Raw genomic sequence first — 25193 nt, 5'->3', positions numbered from 1 at the left:
TGCCTATTTCATGATGATGTCAGTGCATCAATCTCCCTAACCTGAGTTTGTTGTCGCTGTTTTTATGCTGGTCATCTTGCCAGGATCTGCTGACGTTTTTTTAAAAAATAAAAAAGGCGGCCAGCTTGTCCTCAGGGATCAGGTTTTTTCTGCTGCCCCCAGGCTTATTTCAAGCGCCCCCTTCACCGTGCGGCGCTTATATTCATGTTGGAAAGGTACACGTGACTTCTACTGCTTCACCGATCTTGCCCAGATTAGCACTTGCTGATATTTGTAAAAGCTACCCATCGGTAGTGGCAAACGACCATGTTAATCTCAGCGTTGCCCCCGGTGAAATCCACGCGGTGTTGGGCGAAAACGGCGCTGGCAAATCCACCTTAATGAAAATCATTTTTGGCGCGGTGAAACCCGATGCGGGCCGCGTCCATTGGAATGGTCAAGAAATCAACATCGCCAACCCACAAGATGCACGCAAACTCGGCATCTCGATGGTATTTCAGCATTTCTCTTTGTTTGACACACTCACGGTCGCCGAAAATATTGCGCTGGGGCTCGATGCCGACATCGATATGGCAGCACTGGCGGAACAAATTCGCCAAACCGGCACCAATTATGGCCTAGAGCTTGAACCGCATCGCCATGTGCATACGCTCTCCGTCGGGGAGCGACAGCGCGTTGAAATCGTTCGCGCACTTCTCACCCACCCTCAGTTATTGATTCTCGACGAACCCACATCGGTTCTCACTCCCCAAGCAGTACAAAAACTCTTCGTCACCTTGCGCAAAATTGCGGCTGAGGGATGCAGTATTTTGTACATCAGCCACAAACTCGATGAAATCCGCGAACTGTGCCATTCGGCGACGGTCATGCGGATGGGGAAAGTGACGGGTCATTGTGATCCTGCGCAAGAAACCGCTGCGAGTCTGTCGCGCATGATGATTGGCGATACGATTGCGCAGCACACACCGGATACACACACAACGCCGGGTGTTTCACGTTTACAAATAAAAAATCTGTCACTCTCCAAAGCGCACGCTTTTGCCACTGCTCTTGAGAATATCCATCTGGATTTATGTGCGGGTGAGATCGTCGGGATTGCCGGGGTTTCCGGGAACGGTCAGCAAGAATTGTTGGCAGCCTTGTCTGGTGAAGATCGACGTCCAGAAGCGAACATGATTACTTTAAACGGTCAGCCTGTTGGCAATCGTGGGCCCAATGCGCGCCGTGATCTGGGCCAAAGTCTGGTGCCAGAAGAGCGTCTCGGTCGTGGCGCGGTGCCGGAACTCAGTCTGACAGACAACATGCTGCTGTCACAACAGAAAGCACCGTTTGTCCGCCGTGGCATGATCAATTTCAAACATACGATGCAGGCTGCCGCAGACATTATCAGCCGTTTCCGCGTGAAAGCGTCCGGCCCCGCTGCCCTCGCTCGTAGTTTGTCTGGCGGCAATCTCCAGAAATTTATTGTTGGTCGCGAAATCATGCGCCAACCCGAAGTCTTCATCGTGGCGCAACCAACGTGGGGGGTGGACGTTGGTGCTGCAGCACAAATTCATGCAGAAATCCGTCAACTCAAACAAGCTGGATGCGCGGTAATGGTGATTTCAGAAGAACTAGACGAATTATTTGAATTATGCGATCGCATGCATGTGATCGCCAAAGGTCGTCTGTCGCCTTCGATTGCGAAGGAAGCAGCGACCAGAGAACAGATAGGATTGTGGATGAGTGGTTTATGGAACGTCAATGCAAGTGACCAGGCCGAGGTTGCCCATGCTTAAACTTGAATTACGTCCGGCATCGTCCCTTCGCATGGCGTATTTGTCACCGGTATTCGCCTTGTTGTTGACGATTTTCTTTGGTGGTTTGGTATTTTTGGCACTTGGAAAAAATCCACTTGTGGGTCTTGAAGTCTTCCTCATTGAACCGATCCGCAATGCATCTGCCATTGCCGAACTGCTCATGAAAACCACGCCGTTGGTCTTATGCGCGCTGGGGCTCTCTGTTTGCTACCGCGCTAATGTCTGGAATATCGGCGCCGAAGGTCAGTTGATTGCCGGAGGACTGGCAGCAGGTTCAACCATCTTATTTTTTGATAACGGCACATCGACACTGGCACCAAGCATTGTCTTGGTGCTGGCGACATTAGCAGGTGTTATCGGAGGAAGCGTGTGGGCATCGATCACGGCTTTGTTGAAAGACAAGTTCCACGCCAATGAAATTCTGGTCTCCTTGATGCTGACCTACATCGCACAACTTTTGTTGATGTATGCAGTCAATGGTCCCCTCAAAGACCCGAACGGCATGAACTTCCCGCAATCCAAAACCTTCTCCAGTGAATATCTGTTGCCGCATCTGATCGCAGGCAGTCGGTTGCATGTTGGCTTTGTGGTGATGCTGGTAGCAAGTGTGATCATGGCTATTTTTGTGTACCGCAGTTTTGCTGGCTATCGTTTAACGGTGGGTGGTCTCGCACCACTCGCAGCGCGTTATGCTGGTTTCTCTAGTCGCAAGGCATTGTGGACATCGTTACTCATTTCGGGTGGCTTTGCAGGAATGGCGGGTGCATTTGAAGTCACTGGACCGATTGGCCAGGTCTTGCCGTCGATCTCACCTGGTTATGGTTTTGCAGCGATTATTGTGGCGTTTATTGGTCGCCTGAATCCCATTGGCAGTATTTTTGGTGGGTTGGTGTTGTCGCTGTTTTACCTCGGCGGCGAACTCGCCCAATCACGTCTGGGCTTGCCCTCTGCCATTACTGGTTTGTTCCAAGGTATGTTGCTGTTTCTGCTGCTGGCTTGCGACACCCTGATTAACTACCGCCTCCGTTGGAAGAAATAAGCATCATGGAAAATTTCGCAGCTCTTATTGCCGCCTCTATTAATTCTGGAACGCCGCTGTTAATCGCCGCGCTCGGTTTGTTGATCAATGAACGCGCAGGCGTGCTCAATCTTGGTGCAGAAGGCATGATGCTGGTCGCCGCGATTGTCGGCTTTGCGGTGGCACATCAGACCCATGTACCTGCACTTGGCTTTTTGGCTGGTGCCGTAGCAGGCATGCTTATGGCGAGCCTGTTTGCGTGGCTCGCCTTGGTATTAGCAACCAATCAGGTTGCGACAGGGTTAGCGCTATCGATTTTTGGTGCGGGTTTATCGGCATTTATCGGGCAGGCTTTCGTAGGACAATCATTAACACCTGGCAGCCATGGGATTCCGGGTCTGGTTGATTTGCCATTTGTCGGTAAAGCATTTTTCGATCAACACTGGGCTGTGTACTTCAGTCTCACCTTGTGTGGCGGCATCATCTGGTTCCTCTACCGTACTCGTGCAGGACTCATCTTGCGCGCTGTCGGTGAATCACCCGAATCAGCCCATGCGCTTGGCTACCCTGTGCGTAAGATTCGCTATCTATCACTGTTATTCAGCGGCGCGTGCTGCGGTATTGCTGGTGCTTACCTGTCTGTGGTCTACACACCGATGTGGGTGGAAGGTCTGGTAGCAGGACGCGGATGGATCGCTTTGGCATTAACGACCTTCGCTACTTGGCGCCCGGCACGGGTCTTGCTCGGTGCATTGCTGTTTGGCAGCGTCACGATTTTGCAATTTTATTTCCAATCCATCGGTATCGCGATTCCTTCTCAAATTTTATCGATGCTACCGTACGTCGCAACGATTATTGTGTTGGTACTGATTTCGCGTAATCCGGATTGGATCCGCCTCAATATGCCGGCGTCATTAGGCAAGCCTTTCCGCCCTTAGGCAGTTTGGCGGTCTGACGCACTGGCAATGCGTCTTGTTTGTTCTGCGTCTGGTTGATCGTTCGTGTTAGTGTGAGTGTGAGTGTTACGTCGTACAAGGCAAGCGAATTGAAGTGCTGTGAAATGATGTCAAGGTAAGTAAAGCTCCATTGAAAGACCATTTTTTTTGTTCACCGAAGGAAACTGATAATGAAAATTTCCCGTAGAAAAACCCTGGTAGCAGCCGTCTCGCTGGCCGTTCTCGGCCTTGCAGCATGCGGTAAAAAAGAAGAAGCCAAACCAGATGCAGCAGCAGCGCCCGCCAGCGCCGCTGCCGCACCGGCAAGTGCTACTGAGCCGTTGAAAGTTGGCTTTATTTATGTCGATCCTGTCGGTGACGCAGGCTGGACGTTTGCGCACGATTCAGCACGTAAGCTGGTCGAAGCAAAATTCGGCGACAAAGTGAAAACCACGTTTGTTGAAAACGTTCCAGAAAGCGCTGCCGATGCAGAGCGCGTCATCCGTGACTTGGCATCCCAAGGTAACAAAGTGATTTTCGGTACGTCTTTCGGTTACATGGAAGCAATGCTGAAAGTCGCAAAAGACTTCCCAGACGTCAAATTTGAACACGCTACTGGCTACAAAACAGCAGACAACCTTGCACAGTACGATGTTCGTACTTACGAAGGTGCCTATTTGGCTGGTGTCGCGGCAGGTAAGCTCAGCAAATCAGGCAAACTGGGTGTTGTCGCTTCAGTACCTATTCCAGAAGTGCTGCGTAACATCAACTCCTTTGAACTGGGTGCACGCTCCGTGAATCCAAAAGCAACGACCAAAGTCGTCTGGGTAAACAAATGGTTTGATCCGGGCAAAGAGCGTGAAGCAGCGACAACCTTGGTTGGTCAAGGTGTTGATGTCTTGATGCAAAATACTGACTCCGCAGCTGTGGTTCAAACGGCAGAAGAAAAAAATGTGCTGGCATTCGGCTGGGATAGCGACATGACTAAATTCGGTCCAAAAGCACACATTGCTGCGTCAACGATCGACTGGAGCGGTTACTACATCCAGCGTATCAGCGATGTCATGGAAGGCAAATGGAAGTCTGGCTTTACATGGTGGGGTCTGAAAGAAAACATGATCGACCTGAAGTACTTCAACGCAAACCTGTCAGATGACGTTAAAAAACTCATCGCAGAGCGTCGTCAAGGTGTGATCGACGGTACAGCACCGATCTGGAAAGGTCCATTGAAAGACAATACAGGTAAAGAAGTCTTGGGCAAAGATGTCGTTGCCGATGACAAATTCTTGCACGACGTGAAATTCTACGTCGAAGGTGTAGAAGGTAAAGTACCGGGCTAATCGATCCGGCTTGATCTCATCACCACAATTAAAAACCTCGCGCTTCGATCTCGAAGCAGCGAGGTTTTTTTATGTCAGGCGACGTTTTTACGCAAACACCGCACCGGCGGCATCTGCCACAATTTTACGCAACCATTGCACATCCGCAGCCGCATGGACACGCTCATGCCACAGCATAAAGAATCGCATTTTAGGCATCGGAATCGGCATCGGTAAAATCTCGATCGGCCAGTCTTTGGCACACTGCACCGCAAAACTACGGCTGGTCGTGAACACCAAATCTGTCGTTGATAAGACGTAGGGCACCATCCCAAAATAAGGAATAGTCATCTGAATTTTACGCTTCAACCCCTGCTCTGCGAGCGTGCCATCGATAATGCTGCGATGCCCCATCATGTATGGCGTTGGTGCTAGGTGCGACATCTCGAGGTAATACTTGAGCGACAATCCCTTACCGACCACGGGATGTTTGCGATTGACCATACACACCACGTCGTCTTCAAACAATTGCGCTATGTGCAAATGATTAGGTAAATCAGGCCAATTGCCGATCACACAATCCAGCTCACCCGTTTCAAGCGCCGCTGCGTAATCAAATCCTGCATTTAAAGCATGAATCACCAACCCTGCATTGGGCGCAAGTTCACGCACTTTTTCCATCACCATCGGAAGCAAGAGCACGCTCAAATAATCCGGCGCACCCAAATGAAACACCCGTTGCGTGGTCGCGGCAATAAACGCCGGTGCGGGACTAGCAATGCTTTCCATCACGCTCAATCCTTGACGTGCCAACAGCAATAATTCTTCGCCTCGCGCCGTTGCCGTCATGCCGTTTTTACCACGCACCAGAATCGCATCCCCAGTGATGTCGCGTAAGCGTTTGAGCATATTGCTAATCGCTGGTTGCGACTGCCCCAGTTTCATCGCTGTACGCGTCACACTGCGCTCGGTCAACAAGGTGTGCAGCACACGCAGTAAATTGGTATCGAGCTGATCAATCTGCCGTGTACTCATGCCGCCTCCAGCGAGGCCGTGCTTGTCATCACATCACCATCAACAAAAACGATGAGCTGTCCCGCCGAGAACTGTGTCCATTGTTCATTATTGGTCAATGGCTCAGTCACAATCACTGCCACTTTATCGTTGGGCGTGGTGACCGTCGAGAAATCGACGCTAACTTGTTCATCCGATAAGTTCGCCACCGGAAACGGATGTTGTCTGACGATGTAATGTAACTTGGTCGAGCAATGCGCGAACAAGGCTTCACCATTCGACAACATCATATTAAAGGTGCCAAACGCAGCAATTTCAGCGGTGATGTCACGCATGAACGCTTCCAATTCCGACATCGCTGGTAAGGCCTCACCAAAACGGGCGCGCATTTGTTGCAACACATAACAAAATGCCAGTTCGCTGTCCGTCGTTCCAACCGGCAAAAAACTGCCGTTCAACACTGGGGCAAACTGTTTCAAATCACCATTGTGGGCAAACACCCAATATCGCCCCCAACATTCACGGACAAAAGGATGGCAGTTTTCTAACATCACTTCGCCCTGCGTCGCTTTGCGAATATGCGCGATGACGTTTTTAGATTTAATCGGATAACTTTTGATCAAATCGGCAACCGGTGAGCTGACGGCAGGTTGATGATCAACAAACAAACGGACGCCACTGCCTTCAAAAAAAGCAATACCCCAGCCATCCTTATGCTCGTCAGTCAGCCCGCCGCGCGTTGAAAACCCCGTAAAACTGAACACAATGTCCGTCGGGGTGTTGCAATTCATTCCAAGTAATTGACACATGATGCAAAACGTAAAAATAAGTCCTTCTACCTTACCATACGCAAGCGGGGTTTTGCGGAGAGTTTTACGTCGTTGCCTTGTGGTACTTGGGGATGCGGGGTGTTTGGTTGATTCGATGTTGTAACTGGATCCTCCGCTTTCGCGGAGGATGACGGACGAGAAAAATGCGTAGGTGTGAGGGAGGATAAAAGGTAAACCGTCACTCCCGCGCAGGCGGGAGTCCAGTGGCGCGCGAGCGTCTTTCCGTCGGTCGGTTATCCGTCTCAGCATCAAAGCGCTGTCGCGCACTGGATCCCCCGCCTTCGCGGAGGATGACGGGCTAAAAATGGTGTACGTGTGAAGAAGGATGACGGGTGAAAAATGGTGTACGCGTGAGGGAGAACGACAGATAAACCGTCACTCCCGCGCACGCGGGAGTCCAGGGGCGCGCGAGCGCCTTTCCGTCGGTCGGTTATACGTCTCAGCATCAAAGCGCTGTCGCGCACTGGATCCCCCGCCTTCGCGGAGGATGACGGGCTAAAAATGGTGTACGTGTGAAGAAGGATGACGGGTGAAAAATTGTGTACGCGTGAAGAAGGATGACGGGTGAAAAATGGTGTACGCGTGAGGGAGAACGACAGGTAAACCGTCACTCCCGCGCACGCGGGAGTCCAGTGGCGCGAGAGCGCCTTTTAGCGGGGAGATACGCGATCACAACGCAAGGGCTATTTTCGCGTTCAAGAAAAAGACGTTTATTTACCGATGCAGAATCGCGAAAAAATCACGCCGAGCAGATCATCGGACGTAAATTCTCCCGTGATACTGTTCAAGCGGTCTTGAGTGAGTCGCAGCTCTTCGGCGAATAAATCTAATAATTGATCATTCTGAGCAGCATACTCTGCCGCGCTTTGCAGATGCTCGTGAGCATGTTTGAGTGCGATCAGATGGCGTTCGCGGGCGAGGTAAAGGGACTCGCCGGTTTGTTCCCAGCCTGCGATGCGTAATAACTCCTGGCGCAGTAAATCAATACCGATATGGTCTTGCGCGGAGAGGTAGATGTGGGTGGCGTCGTCCATTTGATCGACGCTGGCGTGATGTCCGGAAAGGTCAATTTTGTTCCAGACGCGGATCACGGGGACACCGTCCGGGAAGCGGGCCACGATGGCCTCGTCAGCGCGTGTTGGGCCGCGGCTGGCGTCGAGTAAGTGCAGAATCACATCGGCTTTTTCCACTTCTGCCCAAGTGCGCTCGATGCCGATGCGTTCAACGGTATCGATAACGTTGACGATGCCGCCCGGTTCGACATCATCGTGCTCATGGCGGATGCCGGCGGTGTCGATAATATTGAGCGGAATGCCTTCGATATGAATGGTTTCCGTCACCTTGTCGCGGGTGGTCCCAGCGATGGGCGTGACGATGGCGACATCATCGCCTGCCAGCGCATTGAGCAAAGACGATTTACCGACATTCGGCTGACCTGCCAAAACAACGTTCAAACCCGCCCGTAATAACGCACCTTGTGAAGCTTGTTCAAATACTTTTTGCAGGGCGGCTTGAATCACCGTCAACTGACCGCGCGCATTGGATTTTTCAAGAAAATCGATTTCTTCTTCCGGAAAATCCAGTGTCGCTTCGACGAGCATACGTAAATTGACGACCTTCTCGACTAGATCATGAATCACCCGAGAGAATGCGCCAGACAAGGATTGCGATGCCGATTTGGCGGCGGCTTCGGTCGATGCTTCGATCAGATCTGACACGGCTTCGGCCTGCGCGAGATCGAGTTTATCGTTTAAAAATGCGCGTTGCGTAAATTCACCCGGTTCTGCCAGACGCAAGCCAGCCTCTTTGCCTGCTTCGAGGCAACGGCTTAATAACATTTGCATGACGACGGGACCGCCATGGCCTTGCAACTCGAGGACATCTTCACCGGTATAGGAATGTGGCGCCTTGAAATAAATCGCGATCCCCTGATCGATCACGCTGCCATCTTGTTGGGTAAACGGAAGGTAGGTCGCATGGCGTGGTTTGAACTGTGTCGTACCAAATAAGGCTGTGATGACTGGTGCGAGATCTTTACCAGAAATGCGGACAACACCAATACCGCCGCGTCCGGGCGCGGTGGCGATAGCTGCGATGGGGATAGGATCGTAAATCATGCTGAAATTTTAACTTTGCTTACACATTGGACCGAGGGAATTCGGGGCATACTTGTGACAAAAATGCGACAAATTCGCTATCTGACCGGACCGTTCTCAAAAAAAAAGCCCGCGCGCAGCGGGCTCTGACTTGGTTGATGCAGGAACTGGGTGGTTCCCGCTTCAAGCTTATGCCTTCACTTTATGCTCTGCCGGAATCAATTTGTTATTGATAACCCATTGCTGGCAAATCGACAAAATGTTGTTCACTACCCAGTAGAGTACCAGACCTGATGGGAAGAAGAAGAACATGACGGAGAATGCCAATGGCATAAACATCATCATCTTCGCTTGCATCGGATCAGCCGGTGCTGGATTGAGCTTTGTCGTGATGTACATCGAGATCGCGTAAATCACTGGCAAAATGAACAGCGGATCTGGCGAAGTCAAATCGGTAATCCAACCCATCCATGGTGCGCCGCGCATTTCAACACTGGCTTGCAGTACCCAGTACAGGGACAAGAACACTGGCATCTGAATCAAAATCGGGAAGCAACCACCCAATGGGTTGATTTTTTCCGTTTTGTACAACTCCATCATTGCCTGATTCATTTTTTGCGGATCGTTTTTATAACGCTCACGCACCGCTTGCATCTTCGGTGTGACCACTTTCATTTTTGCCATGCTGCGATAGCCTGCAGCAGACAATGGGAACAAGGCCAATTTGATCGAAATAGTGAAGACAACAATCGTCCAACCCCAGTTACCGATCAAGCCGTGGATGAAGCTCATCAAACCAAACAGTGGTTTAGCGATGATCGCCAAATAACCGTAGTCTTTAACCAGCTCAAGGCCTGGTGCGATTTTTTCCAAAATCGCTGTCGATTGTGGACCTGTGTAGAGCGTTGCATCCGATGCTTTACTTGCACCTGGCGCAATCGCACCCAACTTCAACACTGTGCTGACGGCGTAGATGTTGTCGCGTACTTTTTCAGTACGGAATTCACGCATCATGCCTTTGTCTTGCGGTACAAATGCGGATACAAAGAAATGTTGAATCACTGCAACCCAGCCATTGTCTGCTGACTTCGCGTGATTATTGTTGCTGCTACCGACCTGCTCTTCTTCTGCTTTGCGAATTTTTTCAAATTCCAGCTTCTGGAAGTGTTCTGATTCGGTATAAACCGCTGGTGCGTAGAACTCAGATGGACCTGAGAACATGGAACCGCCTGCTGGCTTGGTACCATCATGAATCAATTGTAAATACAGCTCTGGCGTGATGGCCGCAGCAGTGTTATTGGTCACTGTGTGCTTCACATCAATCGCGTAATCCCCTTTTTTGAAGGTGAAAGTTTTGGTCAGTTTGACGCCACCTTGTTCGGAGACCAACACCAATTGCACACTATCACTGCCATCCAAACTACGTTTGCCAGGCTGTGCAACGAACACCGACTTGTGATTCGGATAAGCGGCATTTGCTAAGCCTGTTTGTGCGAGGTAAGTACGCGCATTGCTTTCGTCAAACAACACGACGTTCTTGTCGCTTTGCTGTTTCGCACGCAAGCCAACCTCTTCGAGGAACGGCTCATAGAAATGGTCTGGCTTTGGATTATCTTTGTATTGCAACAATTCCAGACGCTTTACTTCGCCGCCCAAGGTATCGATATCCGCCTTGATGACATCCGTCGTGATCGTAATACGCTCGGTTTTGACCGCAACGGCCGCTGTATCGCCATTGGCTGGTGCTGCGCCTGTTGCAGATGTCGCAGCAGAAACTGCCGCGTTCGGTGCCGTTGCCGCCGTTGTTGACTTGGCATCTTTTACTTGTTGCGTTGCTGCTGCAGGGAAAAACATAGATGATTTGCCGTTATGGCGCATCCAGTTATCCCACAGAAGCAAAAGCGACATGGAAAAAATAACCCACAGGACGGTACGTTTGATATCCATTTTATCCATTTGGTGTATGTCAGGAAAAGTGTGAGGAATGACCAGTGCTGCCAGGATGATCATGGCAGCATGGGTCGGATGTGGGGGCAATCGGTTGTTTTTCACTAGCAGGCGGAACAGGGTCCACACCGCCAGGGTGCCAAGGATGGCATTTACACAAGCGTTTGCCTGCTAAATAACTTCCTTTGGCTGCGCCATGCATGCCAATTGCCTGCGCGGCATACTCAGAGCAACTGGGATAAAAACGACAATTCTGCCCCAGCATAGGACTGATTGCATACTTATAAAAGCGTAGCAACAGGAGCAGTAGTGTTTTCATGTCAGCTCACTTTTTTGCAGGCAGGTGAGGCAAACAGGCGTAGGATTTCCGCCCGCAGCTCGCGTTTGAGCTGGGCAGTCGTCGCTGGGCCATCTTTGCTGTTGACAGGTCGCGACAAACGCACGATGCAGTCGACGTTCTGTAAAGCAGCGCATCGAAAGATTTCACGTGTGACACGCTTGATCGTATTGCGCGTGACGGCGCGCGGCGCAAAGCGCTTAGCAGCCACCACGCCCAGACGCGCATGTGCCAGATCATTGGCCCTAGCGTAGAGCACGAAATGCGGCGTTTTTTGCACGGGGCGCAAACGAAAAACGGATGAAAACTCATCCGTTTTAATGATGCGTCGGGCACGTGCAAAATCTGCACCGCCTGCATCGGCCTGAACTGGGTCAGCTAAAAGATTGATCATGCGATTTCAGCGAAAGCTGCCGCAGACCAAAAATTTAAAATCAAGCTGCCAGGCGTTTACGGCCTTTTGCACGGCGTGCATTCAGTACAGCGCGGCCACCGCGGGTTGCCATACGTGCGCGGAAACCGTGAGTGCGCTTGCGGCGAACGACGGAAGGTTGGTAAGTACGTTTCATGTTGGTCTCGCTATTTGAGCAATAAAAAAAATCGGAATTACGGGTAAAGGCTTGCGTTATTTACGTCAGGCTTTTCACCTTTACTGCCCCAAAACCGCTGCTCATGGCTTGCTGCATTACTGTACTGCGCATGTGTTGAACGGTAAAACCCAACACAAACAATGCACCATCCAATAAAAGAGGGTAGGGAACCCGTAATTAGACACCATTTTTACCTTACGTGTCAATCACTTAGCGTAAAAATTAATCAAAAGCCGTTTACAGCCTCTGATGCAGTGCAAGGAATAAATTTAATGTAAGGCTGTGGATAACTCGCCCAGTCGCGGTTAAAATAGAGGATTAGCGCGGCACCGGTTTATGCCTTTATGGCAACTTTCAAAATTGACTCCTATTTGGTATTTGGAATCTCACCATAGAAAGTATCGGGGTGTCTGCAAACACGCTCACGTAGGGTGTCACTCACAGATTGGCTTGATGTCGTCTGCCTGGCTCCTGCTTGTTGAACCCGTTTTGCGTTGACCCCGACATATTCATTCGGCACCGCGCATTTGCATTTAATAATTTAAAGTCATACATGGAAAATTTCTGGCAAGCCTGTTCGTCCCAACTTGAGCAAGAGCTTCCACCGCAACAATATAGTGCATGGATTAAATCGCTCGTACCGCTCTCCTTCGAAGAAGGCAAGCTGAGTATTGCTGCGCCCAATCGATTTAAATTGGATTGGGTGAAAGCCCAGTTCGCCAATCGCATCACTGAGCTGGCAAACCAGTACTGGGATGAGGACGTGGAAGTTGTTTTTGTGCTCGATCCACGTGGTGGCAAGAAGCCTGCTGCGGCACCCATGCCTTCGCGTCCTGGTGTGGACGGTGAGCCTGCGGGCAACGCGCCAGAATCTCAGCCAGAAGCGGCTGCGCCAGAGGCCTCTCCACGTCGCGACTTAAGCCGTATCAACGTTGAATTAACGTTTGATAGTTTCGTTACTGGTAAAGCCAACCAATTGGCGCGCGCTGCGGCAATTCAGGTCGCTAATAACCCGGGCGTTTCTTACAATCCGCTGTTTTTATACGGCGGTGTTGGTCTCGGTAAAACGCACTTGATTCATGCGATTGGTAACCAAATTTTGGTCGACAACCCGAATGCCAAAATCCGCTACATCCACGCTGAGCAATACGTGCGTGACGTGGTGACCGCGTACCAACGCAAAGGCTTTGATGAGTTCAAGCGTTACTACCATTCGCTCGATCTCTTGCTGATCGATGATATTCAATTCTTTGGCGGCAAGAGCCGCACCCAAGAAGAATTCTTCTACGCATTTGAAGCCCTGATTGCAGCGAAAAAACAAATCATCATCACCAGTGATACGTATCCAAAAGAAATCACTGGCATGGATGACCGTCTGATTTCCCGCTTCGACTCGGGTCTGACAGTGGCCATTGAACCGCCAGAATTAGAAATGCGTGTCGCCATTTTGCTCAAAAAAGCCCATTCTGAAGGCGTGCACTTCTCGGATGACGTGGCGTTTTTTGTCGCCAAGCATCTGCGCTCCAATGTGCGTGAGCTCGAAGGTGCGTTGCGTAAGATTTTGGCGTACTCCCGCTTCCATGGCAAAGAGATCACGATTGATGTCGTTAAAGAGGCGCTCAAAGATTTGTTGTCGGTACAAAACCGCCAGATTTCTGTTGAAAACATTCAAAAAACAGTGGCTGACTTTTTCAACATCAAAGTGGCTGACATGTACTCTAAAAAGCGTCCTGCCAACATTGCAAGACCGCGTCAGATCGCGATGTATTTAGCCAAAGAATTGACACAAAAGAGTTTGCCCGAAATTGGCGAATTGTTTGGTGGCCGCGATCACACCACGGTCTTACATGCAGTCCGTAAGATCACCGCTGATCGCAGTAAAAATCCAGAATGCAACCATGAATTACACGTGCTGGAGCAGACACTGAAAGGGTAATTGCTTGAGCAAAATATAGTCAGTCCGGGCATGAAACATGCATCACATGCCGGACAGTAGGTGGCAGTTCAACAGCAATCAGTATGAAATAGTTATGCAGTATTTTGTAGCATCCATCACAACAACCACGATTAGCGAGGATTTCAAATGCAATTGGTAAAAACCCACCGGGACACACTGCTCCGGCCTTTGCAAATTGTGAGTGGTATTGTCGAGCGTCGGCACACATTGCCGATTTTGGCCAATATCCTCATTCGCAAAGACGGTGAACAAGTGTCCTTCTTGTCGACGGACATCGAAGTACAAATCACGACCAAAGCAGAAATCGGATCAGGTGGCGAGGTTGTCGCGACCACCGTCGCTGCACGTAAATTGCTCGATATTTTGCGCGCCTTGCCTGATGATCAGGACGTCGTGCTCAAGCTCGACAACAAACGCATGAGCGTGCAATCCGGCAAATCACGTTTCTCCTTGCAAACCTTGGCAGCAGAAGAGTTCCCAACCGTTGCGCAAGCGGAACATTTCAATGCCAGCGTGAATCTGCCACAAAAGACCTTAAAGCACTTGTTTAACATGGTGCACTTCTCCATGGCACAACAAGACATCCGTTATTACCTCAACGGCTTATTGCTGGTCGTCGATGGTAAAAACGTGATTGCCGTCGCCACAGACGGTCACCGTTTGGCGTTTTGCCAAGTAGAAGTAGAACAAGAGTTCCCGCGTCACGAAGTCATCATTCCACGCAAAACCATCATTGAATTGCAACGTTTGCTGGAAGACAAAGAAGATCCGGTTCAAATCGACATCGCCAACAATCAAGTTAAATTGACTTTTGCGGATATCGAATTGGTGTCGAAATTAGTCGAAGGCAAGTTCCCTGACTTTAACCGCGTGATTCCAAAAGGCTACAAAAACAGCTTCACACTGAGCCGCGAACAATTACTGCGCTCGCTGCAACGTGCTGCGATCATGACGTCCGACAAATTCAAAGGCGTCCGTTGTGTCATCACACCAGGCAGCATGCAAATTCTGTCGACCAACGCGGATCAAGAAGAAGCCATGGAAGAAATCGAAATCGATTACGGCGGCGATAACGTCGACATCGGTTTCAATGTCAGCTACCTGCTCGACGTACTCAATAACCTGAAGTGCGATCAAGTGTGCGTTTCGCTGGGCGACTCCAATTCATCTGCATTGATCACCGTTCCAGAAAACACTGACTTCAAATACGTTGTCATGCCAATGAGAATTTAAGCATGTCATCCCTCTCCTGCATGCGGGAGAGGGCCGGGGTGAAGGTCGTTGATCGTTGTTCATATCTCATCATCAATGTCTTTTTCGCTGAGTGTCAACCCAGCCACCCCACCCTTCCCTGCCCAGTACACCTGAGCGAGGAAGGGATTGAATACCCATGAACACGCAGTAAACACAAAGAAGGTAGCCATGTCCGATCAAAACCAAGAGAACCAACCAGTTTCCGCCGCCAGCTCTAATCAATACGGCGCATCCTCTATCCAGATTCTGGAGGGCCTGGAAGCCGTGCGTAAGCGCCCCGGCATGTACATTGGCGATACATCGGACGGCACCGGCTTGCATCATCTGGTCTTTGAAGTGTTGGATAACTCAATTGATGAATCCTTAGCTGGTCACTGTACAGAGATCAACGTCGCCATCCATACTGACAATTCCATTTCCATTACCGATAACGGTCGCGGTATTCCAACGGGTATCAAATGGGACGACAAACACGAACCAAAACGTAGTGCCGCCGAGATCGTGATGACCGAGCTGCACGCAGGTGGTAAGTTCGATCAAAACTCATACAAAGTGTCGGGTGGTTTGCACGGCGTGGGTGTTTCTTGCGTGAACGGTCTATCTAAATTATTGAAACTGACAATTCGTCGCGACGGCAAAGTCCACACCATGGAATTTGCGAAAGGTGTTGTTCAAAACCGCGAATTAGAAACAGTCGACGGCGTTCTCACTTCACCGATCAAAGTCGTCGGCGAAACCGACAAACGCGGCACCGAAGTCCATTTCTGGGCTGACGAAGAAATCTTCACGCACGTTGAATTCCATTACGAAATTTTGGCAAAACGTATCCGCGAATTGTCCTTCTTGAACAACGGTGTGCGGATCAAACTGAATGATCACCGCACTGGCAAAGAAGAATTATTTGCGTTCGAAGGCGGCACCCGTGGTTTTGTGGAATACATCAACAAAGCCAAGAGCGTGTTGCATCCAACGATTTTCCAAGCGACGGGCGAACGCGTTTCGGATCAAGGCACCAACATCACTGTTGACGTTTCTATGCAATGGAACGATGCCTACAATGAACAAGTACTCTGCTTTACCAACAACATTCCACAGCGCGACGGCGGCACCCACTTAACAGGCTTGCGCGCTGCGATGACCCGCGTCATCAACAAATACATCGAAGAACACGAATACGCGAAAAAAGCGAAAGTCGAAGTCACTGGCGACGATATGCGCGAAGGTTTAACGTGCGTATTATCGGTCAAAGTGCCTGAACCAAAATTCAGCTCCCAAACCAAAGACAAACTCGTGTCTTCTGAAGTTCGCGGTCCTGTTGAAGAAATCGTCGCAAAAACACTGACCGATTTCTTGATGGAAAAACCGAACGACGCCAAGATCATTTGCGGCAAAATCGTTGAAGCCTCCCGCGCCCGCGAAGCCGCACGTAAAGCACGTGAACTGACCCGCCGTAAAGGTGTCATGGACGGTCTGGGCTTGTCATCGAAACTGGCTGATTGCCAAGAAAAAGATCCTGCCCTGTGCGAACTGTACATCGTCGAGGGTGACTCTGCGGGCGGTTCAGCGAAACAAGGTCGTGATCGTAAGTTCCAAGCGATTTTGCCTCTGCGCGGTAAAGTACTCAACGTCGAAAAAGCGCGCTTTGAAAAAATGCTCTCCAGCGAACAGATCACCACACTGATCGCCACGCTCGGCACCAGCATCGGCCCTGATGAATTCAACGCCGACAAACTGCGCTACCACCGCATTATCATCATGACTGATGCGGACGTCGACGGTGCCCACATCCGTACCCTGCTGCTGACCCTCTTCTATCGCCAAATGCCTCAATTGGTCGAACGCGGTCACATCTACATCGCCCAGCCACCACTGTACAAAGTCAAAGCCGGTCGCGATGAACGTTACCTCAAAGATGACGCCGAAGAAGCCACTTACATGATGACCGTGGCACTGACCGGCGCTTCGCTGATTCCAAGCACTGGCGCAGACCCTATCACGGGCGATGCACTGGCGGAACTGGTACGTCAATACAACCTCGCTAACGCCATCATGATGCGCTTAACGCGCGTCATCGACCGCGCCGCACTGACAGCGATCATGACCGGTGTTACCCTCAAAATGGACACCTTAGAAAACGCTGAACAGTCCGCGATCAACATGACCAAAGCGATCAACGACCCCGCCGTCAAAGCAGTGGTCCGCACGGATGAACTCTCAGGTGCCTTTAGCCTGCGCATCGAACGCATGTACCACGGCAACATCAAGGTCACCAGCATCGACGCAGACTTTGTCGAAGCCACCGACTACAAAGTCTTAGAAAGCGCCGCTGCAACGTTTAAAGGCCTCTTAGGCGAAGGCGCATTCATGCGCCGTGGCGAAGGCGAACGCGCGAAAGAAATCGCCGTACAAGACTTCCACCACGCCATGCTGTGGCTCCGCGACGAAGCCGAACGCGGCGTCAGCAAGCAACGCTACAAAGGACTGGGCGAAATGAACCCAGACCAACTCTGGGAAACCACCATGGACCCAACCGTCCGCCGCCTGTTGAAGGTCCAAATCGAAGACGCCATCGCCGCCGACCAGATTTTCACGACACTGATGGGCGACGACGTCGAACCACGCCGTGCGTTTATTGAGTCGAATGCGTTGAGGGCGGGGAATATTGACGTTTAAGGTTGTAGGTTCCCGTTGGAGTATAAATTTTTCCCAAAAAATTTATATCTTGTAGGGTTCCTTAGAAAATGAAAAGATGTCGAATGACACGATAATTGAAAACTGTGCCAAGTTAGTGTCATCAATAATGCAAAAAACAGGAAGACCAGCATCAAGCTGGTTTTTTTGTGCTCAATGCATTTAAGATGAAAAAAAGAATATATATTTTGAAAAGTAAGCAACTAAAATTTTACCGGCAGTCCTTTCTCATTTGTGGAGCCATGCATGAAAATAATTCGTATTGAGATCAGGAATTTTCGACTTCTTCAGGACTTTACAATCGAGCTCGAACATGATCTTTCGCTAGTAATTGGCAAAAATAACTCTGGAAAAACATCATTCCTTATCGCTTTGGACAAGTTCTTAAACGCATCAGAGAAAAACAAGTTCACTTATGATGACTTCAACATCGAATTAAAAAATAAGCTGATTAAACTAGTCAGTAAAGAAGAAGTCATTCAAGAAAAAGACTACATTCCCATTGGAATTAGTCTAAAAATCGACATTGAGTATGATGAAAAAGATGATCTCTCAAGTGTAAATCAATTGATCATGAGCCTTGATCCCAAGGACAACCATATTTTACTGGAGTTCGATTACGTCCTTTCTTACGCTCAGTTAAGTACCATGTGTAACGATTTTAAATTGTGCAAAGATAAATTTGAAAACGATCCAGCTCTTTTTCTCAGTGAAAATCTGGAAGATTACTTTGGGTCGATAGGAAAAAAGAGTGTTTCACTCTCAGATCCAAACGTATTCACTGATCTAGTTAAAGAAAAGATCGGACTACAAGATGTGATCTCTTTTAAGTACATCAGTGCAAAAAGGAGCGTTACCAATAAAGATACCGATAAGACACTGTCAACACAAACTGCATCGATTTATAAGAAAAGTGCTGGAAGCATCGAACAAGAAGCAACTGTAGCTGCCTTCAAGAAAAAGCTACGAGAGACAGATCAAGAATTGAGTGGCATTTATCAAAACATGTTCGAGGGGTTGTTGAAGAAAGTATCAAAATTTGGTGGGTTAAAAGAAAGTGATACGCAAGTCAAGATTGCTTCAACTTTGCAGCACAGGGAATTATTGGAAGGAAATACAACCGTCCTATACTCACATGACACACATCGACTTCCAGAGTATTTCAACGGTTTAGGCTATATGAACCTAATAAGTATGATTTTCGAGATTGAAATGTTAATGGCCGCATTTCGAGGTTCTTCAAAAGAAAAACCAGCAGCGATTAATCTCCTGTTTATTGAAGAGCCAGAAGCACATACGCATCCACAAATGCAATATGTATTCATAAAAAATATAAAATCGTTGCTTTTGGAAAGCCGATCACGTGATGACGGTTTGAATGTCAACCTTCAAACGATTATTAGCACACACTCTTCACACATCGTTGCCGAGTGTGATTTTGATGATATTAAATACTTTTGGAAGGTACAAACCGGTAATGGTGTTAGGGCGAAAAGTCTCAAAATCCTGCAAGACCAATATTCTTCAACAGATCCCGATGTTGACACAACATACAAGCAGCACTACAAATTTCTGAAACAATATTTGACTCTGAACCGAGCCGAGCTGTTTTTCGCAGACAAAGCGATATTAGTTGAGGGCGAAACCGAGAAAATTCTTCTTCCAGCAATGATGAAGAAATTCGATCAAGAAAAACCTTCAAATGAATATTCGCCTTTACTTTCTCAAAATATCTCAATAGTTGAAGTCGGCGCTCACTCTAAAGTGTTTGAAAAGTTCATCCATTTTTTCGAATTAAAAACATTAATCATTACAGATATCGACAGCTATTTTGAGGAGGTCGAATATGAAGACGATGGAGTGACTACTAAAAAGTACACAAATGGTAATGAAGTCACCGCCCAAATCAAGTGTTCCCCAAATGATACGAGAGCCAAACATACATCTAACTCTTCCTTATGTTTTTATCACGATAACGATACGAAAGATCTCGACTATTTTAAGAAATTAACTCTTGAAAAAAAGAGTCTTAAAAAAGAGGGGGACAAGTGGATTCCAGATATAAATGGCAATTTACTCATGGTTTATCAAACTGAAGAAGATGGCTATCACGCTAGAAGCTTTGAAGACGCTTTTTTCTCAATTAACAAGAATTTACTTGGTACCTGTCCTCTTAAATTTCCATCCCTTACACAAAAATGGTTTAAAAAATATGTGGAAAATAAATGTAATGTGTTCGAATTCGCAGAAAAAGCCGTAGGCAGCAAGCCATCTTTGGCCATCGAGATCCTGCTTAACAGCAAAAGTGACACTACTTCGGATTATTCTAACTGGAAAACTCCTAGCTATATCGAAGAGGGGCTTGAATGGCTATGCAAACAATGATGCTTGGGGAGCTAAGCAAAGAGGCAAAACAAGTGGTTGAAGCCATTGACCTCGGAAACAATTTCCTACTTAGCGGGGGTGCTGGCAGCGGGAAAACTTATTCGCTTGTAGAAATAATTAGGCATCTTATTGGGTCGCGACCAATAGCGCGTATCGCTTGTATCACATATACAAACGCCGCCGTCCGAGAAATTGAACAAAGAGTAAATCATCCAAATCTTCGTGTATCGACAATTCACGATTTTCTGTGGGACTCAATAAAACACTATCAAACTGAACTAAAAAGTGTGCTTCTCGACCTCATTAACGATAGTGAAGTATCTCAATTTAGTGTTTTAGATTCAGATGGAGAGCTACAAAAATTAGAGTTCATCCCAGATCAAATTCGCTACAAAGAATATGTCAGGTTAAGGGAGGGAATAATTTCTCACGATGAACTGATTACAGTTGCAAGAGAAATGTTTAAACGCTATGAAAAACTGTGCCGTATTATACAAGACTGTTACTCATTTATAATGGTTGATGAGTACCAAGACACAAGTAAAGATGTAATTGAAATTTTACTTTCTTGCTTAAATCGTTCTGGAAAGCGGAATATTGTGGGCTTTTTCGGCGATGCTATGCAGTCCATTTATGATGAAGGTGTCGGAAGCCTGAATGCATATATAGGAACAGGTATTGGAAAAGTTACTGAAATTCAGAAGCAGCAAAATCGCCGAAATCCAAAGAAAGTAATAGACTTGGCGAACGCGCTAAGGAACGACGGCCTAGTTCAAATTCCCTCCAACGACATTTCTGCACCAAATATGGATGTAGGTGGAGAAATTAAAGAAGGAAATTTAAAGTTTCTATACTCAAAGAAAAATGACATTTCAAAAGCGAAGTCCTTATTAGGATGGGATTTCTCAAATTCAAAAAATTCGAAAGAGTTAAATTTGACACATAACCTTATAGCTACCAAAGCGGGCTTTGGCGAGCTAATGAGAATTTATGATGGTGACAAAGTCTTAGAATATGTAAAACGAATAAAAGCCTACATTAAGGACAAGGAACCTGAGACTTCAGTCGAAGAAAAAACTTTTGGCGAAGTTGTTTGCTCTTTGAAACAGGGTAAGTCAGCGAAAGAACTTAAAGCCATCGACCCAACAGATGGAATGCTCACCTATATCGGAAAACACAAAGCAATATTTAATCTCGCGTGCAGTTTGCCTTACAGAGATCTTGCTTCACTTTTTATCGATAAAGATCACCTTCTTGATGACAAAAAAAATAGCGAAGACGAGATAAGTAAAACTGGTTCAAATCGAGACGATTTAATTAAACACCTGTTTAGAATTCAAAAAAACGTACAACTCTATATGAATGGACAATTTAATGAGTTCTTGCGAGTGACTGACCGAGAAATCAATTCGCTGCAAGACAAAATTGACCTTAAGAGAGAAATGGATGGTTTTGTAACTTTAGATGGTAAAACGATCGGGCAAGTAATCGAAGAGGCGAATAAGAGTGGGATCGTTAGGATCGATGATCGACTACTAAATTTTAATAAAAGAAGACTCTATATTTACGAACAAGTCGTCGCGCTTCCGTATTTAGAGTTTCAGAATTTGTTTAAATATCTCGAAGGCTCCACACCATTTTCAACACAGCACAAAACAAAGGGATCGGAATTCTCAAATGTTTTCGTTGTACTCAATAATGGAAATTGGAATAAGTATAATTTTGAGTATCTCTTTACAGACCGAACTGATAAAAAAAACGTCATAACACGAACTCAAAAAATATTTTATGTATGTTGTACTCGCGCGAAAGAAAATCTTGCTGTGTTCTATGAGTCTCCCACAACAGAAGTTTTAGCGAAAGCTCGCAAATGGTTTGGGTCAGAAAATGTTATAAATTTAGATTCGGATATTGAGACCTAATCTTTTATCAATAAGGTGACCTTCTTGTAATTCAATTTAGACTTTATATCATTTTTATTGGCGCGCATGACACCAGAACTATTGATCGCCTTATGGCAAAAATAATAAATTTACTGAACGAGGCGGTGCCCAAGCTCACTTCGACGATTTATGTGTGTTACTAGGAGTCGAAAAACTGTAACGCGGCGATTTTGTGCGCCTTCGATAAGTAAAAAAGTCCGCACAAAAAAAAGAACCACATCCTGATGGGCATGCCCAAACAGAGATGTGGTTCCTTTTTTTGCGCCGATGATTTTTTTCTACGGCAATTTATCTCAACTTAAACGCACTAATCAACCTCACCAAATGCTCCACCTGCTCGCGCATAGTTTCTGTTGCGGCGGAGGCTTCTTCGACCAGGGCGGAGTTTTGTTGGGTCATGTCGTCCATTTGGGCGACGGCTTGGTTGATTTGTTCGATGCCGTCGCTTTGTTCTTGGCTGGCGTGAGAAATCTCGGCGGTGATTTGGGTGATTTGGTCGACGGCGCGGAGGACGTCTTCCATGGTTTTGCCGGTTTGTTCTGCCAAGAGGTTGCCGGATTCGACTTTGGAGACGGAGTCTTTAATCAGGGCGGCGATTTCTTTGGCGGCGCTGGCGGAGCGTTGTGCTAGGTTTCGGACTTCGCTCGCAACCACAGCAAAGCCGCGACCTTGTTCGCCGGCACGGGCGGCTTCGACGGCGGCGTTCAGCGCCAGAATGTTGGTCTGGAAGGCGATGCCGTCGATAACGCTGATGATGTCGACGATTTTTCTGGAGCTGTCTTTGATCGAGGACATGGTGTCGATCACGTCATGGACGACTTTGCCGCCACGCGACGCAACTTCTGCTGCGGCAAGGACTAAATCATTGGCGTGTTTCGCGCCTTCGGAGTTTTGTTTAACCGTGCCCGTCATTTCGTCCATGGAGGCGGCCGTTTGCTCTAAGGAGCTTGCTTGTGATTCAGTTCTAGCGGAGAGATCAACGTTGCCGTCAGACAGTTCTTGTGACGAATACGCGATCATGTTGGCGCTTTGCTGGACTTCGTTAATCAGCGAACGCAGGCCTTCGCCAATGCCGTTGATGGCATGCATGAGCTGACCGATTTCATCGACACGGGTCACGCGTACGGAGGTGGTGAGATCACCGTTAGCCATTTTATTGGCGGCATCAATCACCTGCGCCAGCGGCGTGCTTAAGCGGATCTGCATGACCTTGAACATGAAGACACCCAACAGCACCACGATCACCAGGCTAATGATCTGATAGCGCTGGTTAGTGCGATTGGATTCTGCTGCATATTCATCTGCATACATGCCACCTGCGACAACCCAGTTCCAGCCTTTGATCGGATAGAACGCGACGATTTTTTCTCGGGCATCGGTTTCGCCTAGCTCCGTGTTGATCCATGGATAGCGGATTAAGCCTTGTTTTTTCTCGAGGATTTCTTTGATAAATTCGTGGCCGTTTCCATCTTTGGAATCGAGGATATTTTTACCTTCTTTGGTCGGATGCAAGAACAGGTTGCCGTAGGTTTTACCTTCACGGGCATCTAATGCATAAAAATAACCCGATTTGCCGAGTTTGATGGAGCGAATTTTGTCTTTGACTTCGTTAATCGCGGCCGTAAAGTCTTTACCAACAAACAAGGCACCGATGACTTTACCGCTGGCATCAACGATCGGATCGTATTGGGTCATGTACTGTTTGTTGAACAATTCGGTCAGACCGACATATCCTTTGCCATCGGTGAGCGTTTTGTAGGCAGGGCTGGCGTGGTTCAGTGGTGTGCCGATCGCGCGTTCGCCTTTATCGTTTTTGAGCGATGTGGAGATACGGATGAAGTCATCGCCGCTTTTAACGAACACGGTGGCGACGGCACCAATTTCACTGGTCAAACGGTCTGTAAAACTCAGATCACCGTTCAGATCCTTGCCGCCTGACTTGAGGACTGGGGTCGCGGCACCCGCGACGTCGACTGTCCGTGCAGTGTCAAGTTCGAAACCGTCTTTAAAATTACCTTTGAACACTTTGAGCGCGTCACTTGCTTGATTGCGCAAGTCTGCATCAAAGATATTGAGCATATCGACAACAAACTGTGTTCTCTCCGTGACATCGGTCACCGCCTGCGCGTCTGCCTGTTGCTTGAGGTTATAGTTCACCACTGATGTGAAGGTTAATAAGATCAAGCTGAAAACAACGGAAACTATTAGCGTTAATTTTGATCCTACTGTCCATTCGGTATATTTTTTGAATTTTATTGTCATGCCATCAGTCTCTTATTGTGTTTAGTGGATTGCAGAAATTAAGCGAACTTCGGTGATAGTATCAAAGAACATATCGACACTTGTTTCTAAAAACAAATATTCCGTATAGGGCAATAAGGTGATATAGGGTCTATATCAAGAATTTAATACAAATTTGAAAAGTTTGCTGGCCGCAAATAATTATTTTTTTGAAATTGCTTGAAAGAGCAAAATGAAAGTCGTTATGAAACTACACACGTATTCCGCCCGTCGTTTGGCCACCCTCTGTGTTTGCCTGTCCGGAGGAATATTCTTGTACGGCAATGTACAAGCACAGATAGCACCACCTGTGACAAACGTCGCGCCCCCAGCGGCACAATCAACCGGGGGACTCTCTGGGCAAGTTCTCGCGCAGCCATTGAGCGCGGAGTCAAAGCAGGTTGTCAAAGATATCAGTAAAGAACTCAACAATACCGACGAAAAACCACCGCTTCTGAGCAATAGCACGGCAAATGCCGCTGGAATAACGCACGATGAGTTTGAGAAGAGTCTGCATGAGGCAGAGAACCGCAAAAAAATCTTTGGTGTCGCGGAAGTAGGCGCAAGTACCGGCAGCATTCCAGCCCAGCGCGGCTTTAAAGGGGCGACGGTCACTTGTGCAGACTCGGCAGTCGCAGTGACGGACCAAATCAGTCAATCCGCGCAAGTGACCGTGGCAGCGGCGGTGGAGAAATGTCGCGCGAGATAGCCACAACACACCGCTTTGGTGCGTGCTATGATCTGCGCGGCGATGATCTGCGCGTCTATGGTCTGCGCGTCTTGTATCAGTGGATCATT

General features: G+C 48.1%; 18 protein-coding genes. 10 read left to right on the top strand and 8 right to left on the bottom strand.

Going from position 1 to position 25193, the window contains the following annotated elements:
- Positions 1 to 221: 221 nt before the first annotated feature.
- The 4 genes from ACO0K2_RS05470 (at position 222) to ACO0K2_RS05455 (ending at position 5092) form a co-directional block, all read left to right on the top strand.
- A complete protein-coding gene (locus ACO0K2_RS05470; RefSeq protein WP_423016572.1) occupies positions 222 to 1778 on the top strand; it encodes an ABC transporter ATP-binding protein in 1557 nt (518 codons plus the stop codon).
- Positions 1744 to 2838 (top strand): ABC transporter permease, encoded by a 1095-nt coding sequence (locus tag ACO0K2_RS05465; protein ID WP_423016570.1) that lies wholly within the window; start codon positions 1744 to 1746, stop codon positions 2836 to 2838. Before ACO0K2_RS05470 ends, ACO0K2_RS05465 begins: the two co-directional genes overlap by 35 nt.
- A gap of 5 nt (positions 2839 to 2843) precedes the next feature.
- The gene (locus ACO0K2_RS05460; RefSeq protein WP_423016568.1) at positions 2844 to 3755 is read left to right on the top strand and encodes an ABC transporter permease; all 912 of its coding nucleotides are present in this window, start codon (positions 2844 to 2846) and stop codon (positions 3753 to 3755) included.
- 188 nt (positions 3756 to 3943) lie between these two features.
- Positions 3944 to 5092, top strand: coding sequence for a BMP family ABC transporter substrate-binding protein (locus ACO0K2_RS05455; RefSeq protein ID WP_423016566.1), 1149 nt, complete (start codon positions 3944 to 3946; stop codon positions 5090 to 5092).
- An 87-nt stretch (positions 5093 to 5179) separates the two neighbouring features.
- On the opposite strand, the gene ACO0K2_RS05450 is transcribed toward ACO0K2_RS05455, so the two are convergent.
- From ACO0K2_RS05450 to rpmH, 7 genes are all read right to left on the bottom strand, one after another.
- Positions 5180 to 6106 (bottom strand): LysR family transcriptional regulator, encoded by a 927-nt coding sequence (locus ACO0K2_RS05450; protein WP_423016564.1) that lies wholly within the window; start codon positions 6104 to 6106, stop codon positions 5180 to 5182.
- On the bottom strand, positions 6103 to 6894 hold the full coding sequence (locus ACO0K2_RS05445; protein ID WP_423016562.1) for a class II glutamine amidotransferase: 792 nt from the start codon (positions 6892 to 6894) through the stop codon (positions 6103 to 6105). The genes ACO0K2_RS05450 and ACO0K2_RS05445 overlap by 4 nt, the downstream gene beginning before the upstream one ends.
- Before the next feature lie 731 nt (positions 6895 to 7625).
- Positions 7626 to 9032 (bottom strand): tRNA uridine-5-carboxymethylaminomethyl(34) synthesis GTPase MnmE, encoded by a 1407-nt coding sequence (gene mnmE, locus ACO0K2_RS05440; protein ID WP_423016560.1) that lies wholly within the window; start codon positions 9030 to 9032, stop codon positions 7626 to 7628.
- 168 nt (positions 9033 to 9200) lie between these two features.
- Entirely contained in the window at positions 9201 to 10958 is a 1758-nt protein-coding gene (gene yidC, locus ACO0K2_RS05435; RefSeq protein ID WP_423016558.1) for a membrane protein insertase YidC, read from the bottom strand.
- Between the two features lie 19 nt (positions 10959 to 10977).
- Positions 10978 to 11277 (bottom strand): membrane protein insertion efficiency factor YidD, encoded by a 300-nt coding sequence (gene yidD, locus ACO0K2_RS05430; protein ID WP_423016556.1) that lies wholly within the window; start codon positions 11275 to 11277, stop codon positions 10978 to 10980.
- Between the two features lies 1 nt (position 11278).
- A complete protein-coding gene (gene rnpA, locus ACO0K2_RS05425) occupies positions 11279 to 11689 on the bottom strand; it encodes a ribonuclease P protein component (protein ID WP_423016554.1) in 411 nt (136 codons plus the stop codon).
- A 40-nt stretch (positions 11690 to 11729) separates the two neighbouring features.
- A complete protein-coding gene (gene rpmH / locus ACO0K2_RS05420) occupies positions 11730 to 11864 on the bottom strand; it encodes a 50S ribosomal protein L34 (RefSeq protein WP_061535510.1) in 135 nt (44 codons plus the stop codon).
- A 574-nt stretch (positions 11865 to 12438) separates the two neighbouring features.
- Between rpmH and dnaA the strand changes: the two genes are divergently transcribed.
- The 5 genes from dnaA to ACO0K2_RS05395 all read left to right on the top strand — a co-directional run bounded on the left by dnaA (position 12439) and on the right by ACO0K2_RS05395 (position 22094).
- Entirely contained in the window at positions 12439 to 13821 is a 1383-nt protein-coding gene (gene dnaA / locus ACO0K2_RS05415) for a chromosomal replication initiator protein DnaA (protein ID WP_423016552.1), read from the top strand.
- Positions 13822 to 13968: 147 nt separating this feature from the next.
- Complete coding sequence (gene dnaN / locus ACO0K2_RS05410) at positions 13969 to 15075, top strand: DNA polymerase III subunit beta (RefSeq protein WP_423016550.1); 1107 nt, start codon at positions 13969 to 13971, stop codon at positions 15073 to 15075.
- 189 nt (positions 15076 to 15264) lie between these two features.
- Entirely contained in the window at positions 15265 to 17769 is a 2505-nt protein-coding gene (gene gyrB, locus ACO0K2_RS05405; RefSeq protein ID WP_423016548.1) for a DNA topoisomerase (ATP-hydrolyzing) subunit B, read from the top strand.
- Between the two features lie 264 nt (positions 17770 to 18033).
- Positions 18034 to 20172 carry an ATP-dependent nuclease gene (locus tag ACO0K2_RS05400; protein ID WP_423016546.1) on the top strand — a complete coding sequence of 713 codons (2139 nt, stop codon included), beginning with the start codon at positions 18034 to 18036 and terminating at the stop codon, positions 20170 to 20172.
- Positions 20154 to 22094, top strand: a complete 1941-nt coding sequence (locus ACO0K2_RS05395; RefSeq protein WP_423016544.1) for a UvrD-helicase domain-containing protein — start codon at positions 20154 to 20156, stop codon at positions 22092 to 22094. The genes ACO0K2_RS05400 and ACO0K2_RS05395 overlap by 19 nt, the downstream gene beginning before the upstream one ends.
- 309 nt (positions 22095 to 22403) lie before the next feature.
- On the opposite strand, the gene ACO0K2_RS05390 is transcribed toward ACO0K2_RS05395, so the two are convergent.
- Positions 22404 to 24377, bottom strand: a complete 1974-nt coding sequence (locus tag ACO0K2_RS05390; RefSeq protein ID WP_423016542.1) for a methyl-accepting chemotaxis protein — start codon at positions 24375 to 24377, stop codon at positions 22404 to 22406.
- 223 nt (positions 24378 to 24600) lie between these two features.
- Between ACO0K2_RS05390 and ACO0K2_RS05385 the strand changes: the two genes are divergently transcribed.
- Positions 24601 to 25104 (top strand): hypothetical protein, encoded by a 504-nt coding sequence (locus ACO0K2_RS05385; RefSeq protein ID WP_423016540.1) that lies wholly within the window; start codon positions 24601 to 24603, stop codon positions 25102 to 25104.
- Positions 25105 to 25193: the final 89 nt, after the last annotated feature.

Origin of the sequence: Undibacterium sp. MH2W (assembly GCF_049340215.1) — a bacterium.
Lineage (GTDB): Bacteria > Pseudomonadota > Gammaproteobacteria > Burkholderiales > Burkholderiaceae_D > Undibacterium.
Note: the sequence above shows the minus strand (reverse complement) of the source record. Positions and strands in the feature narration are given on the sequence as shown.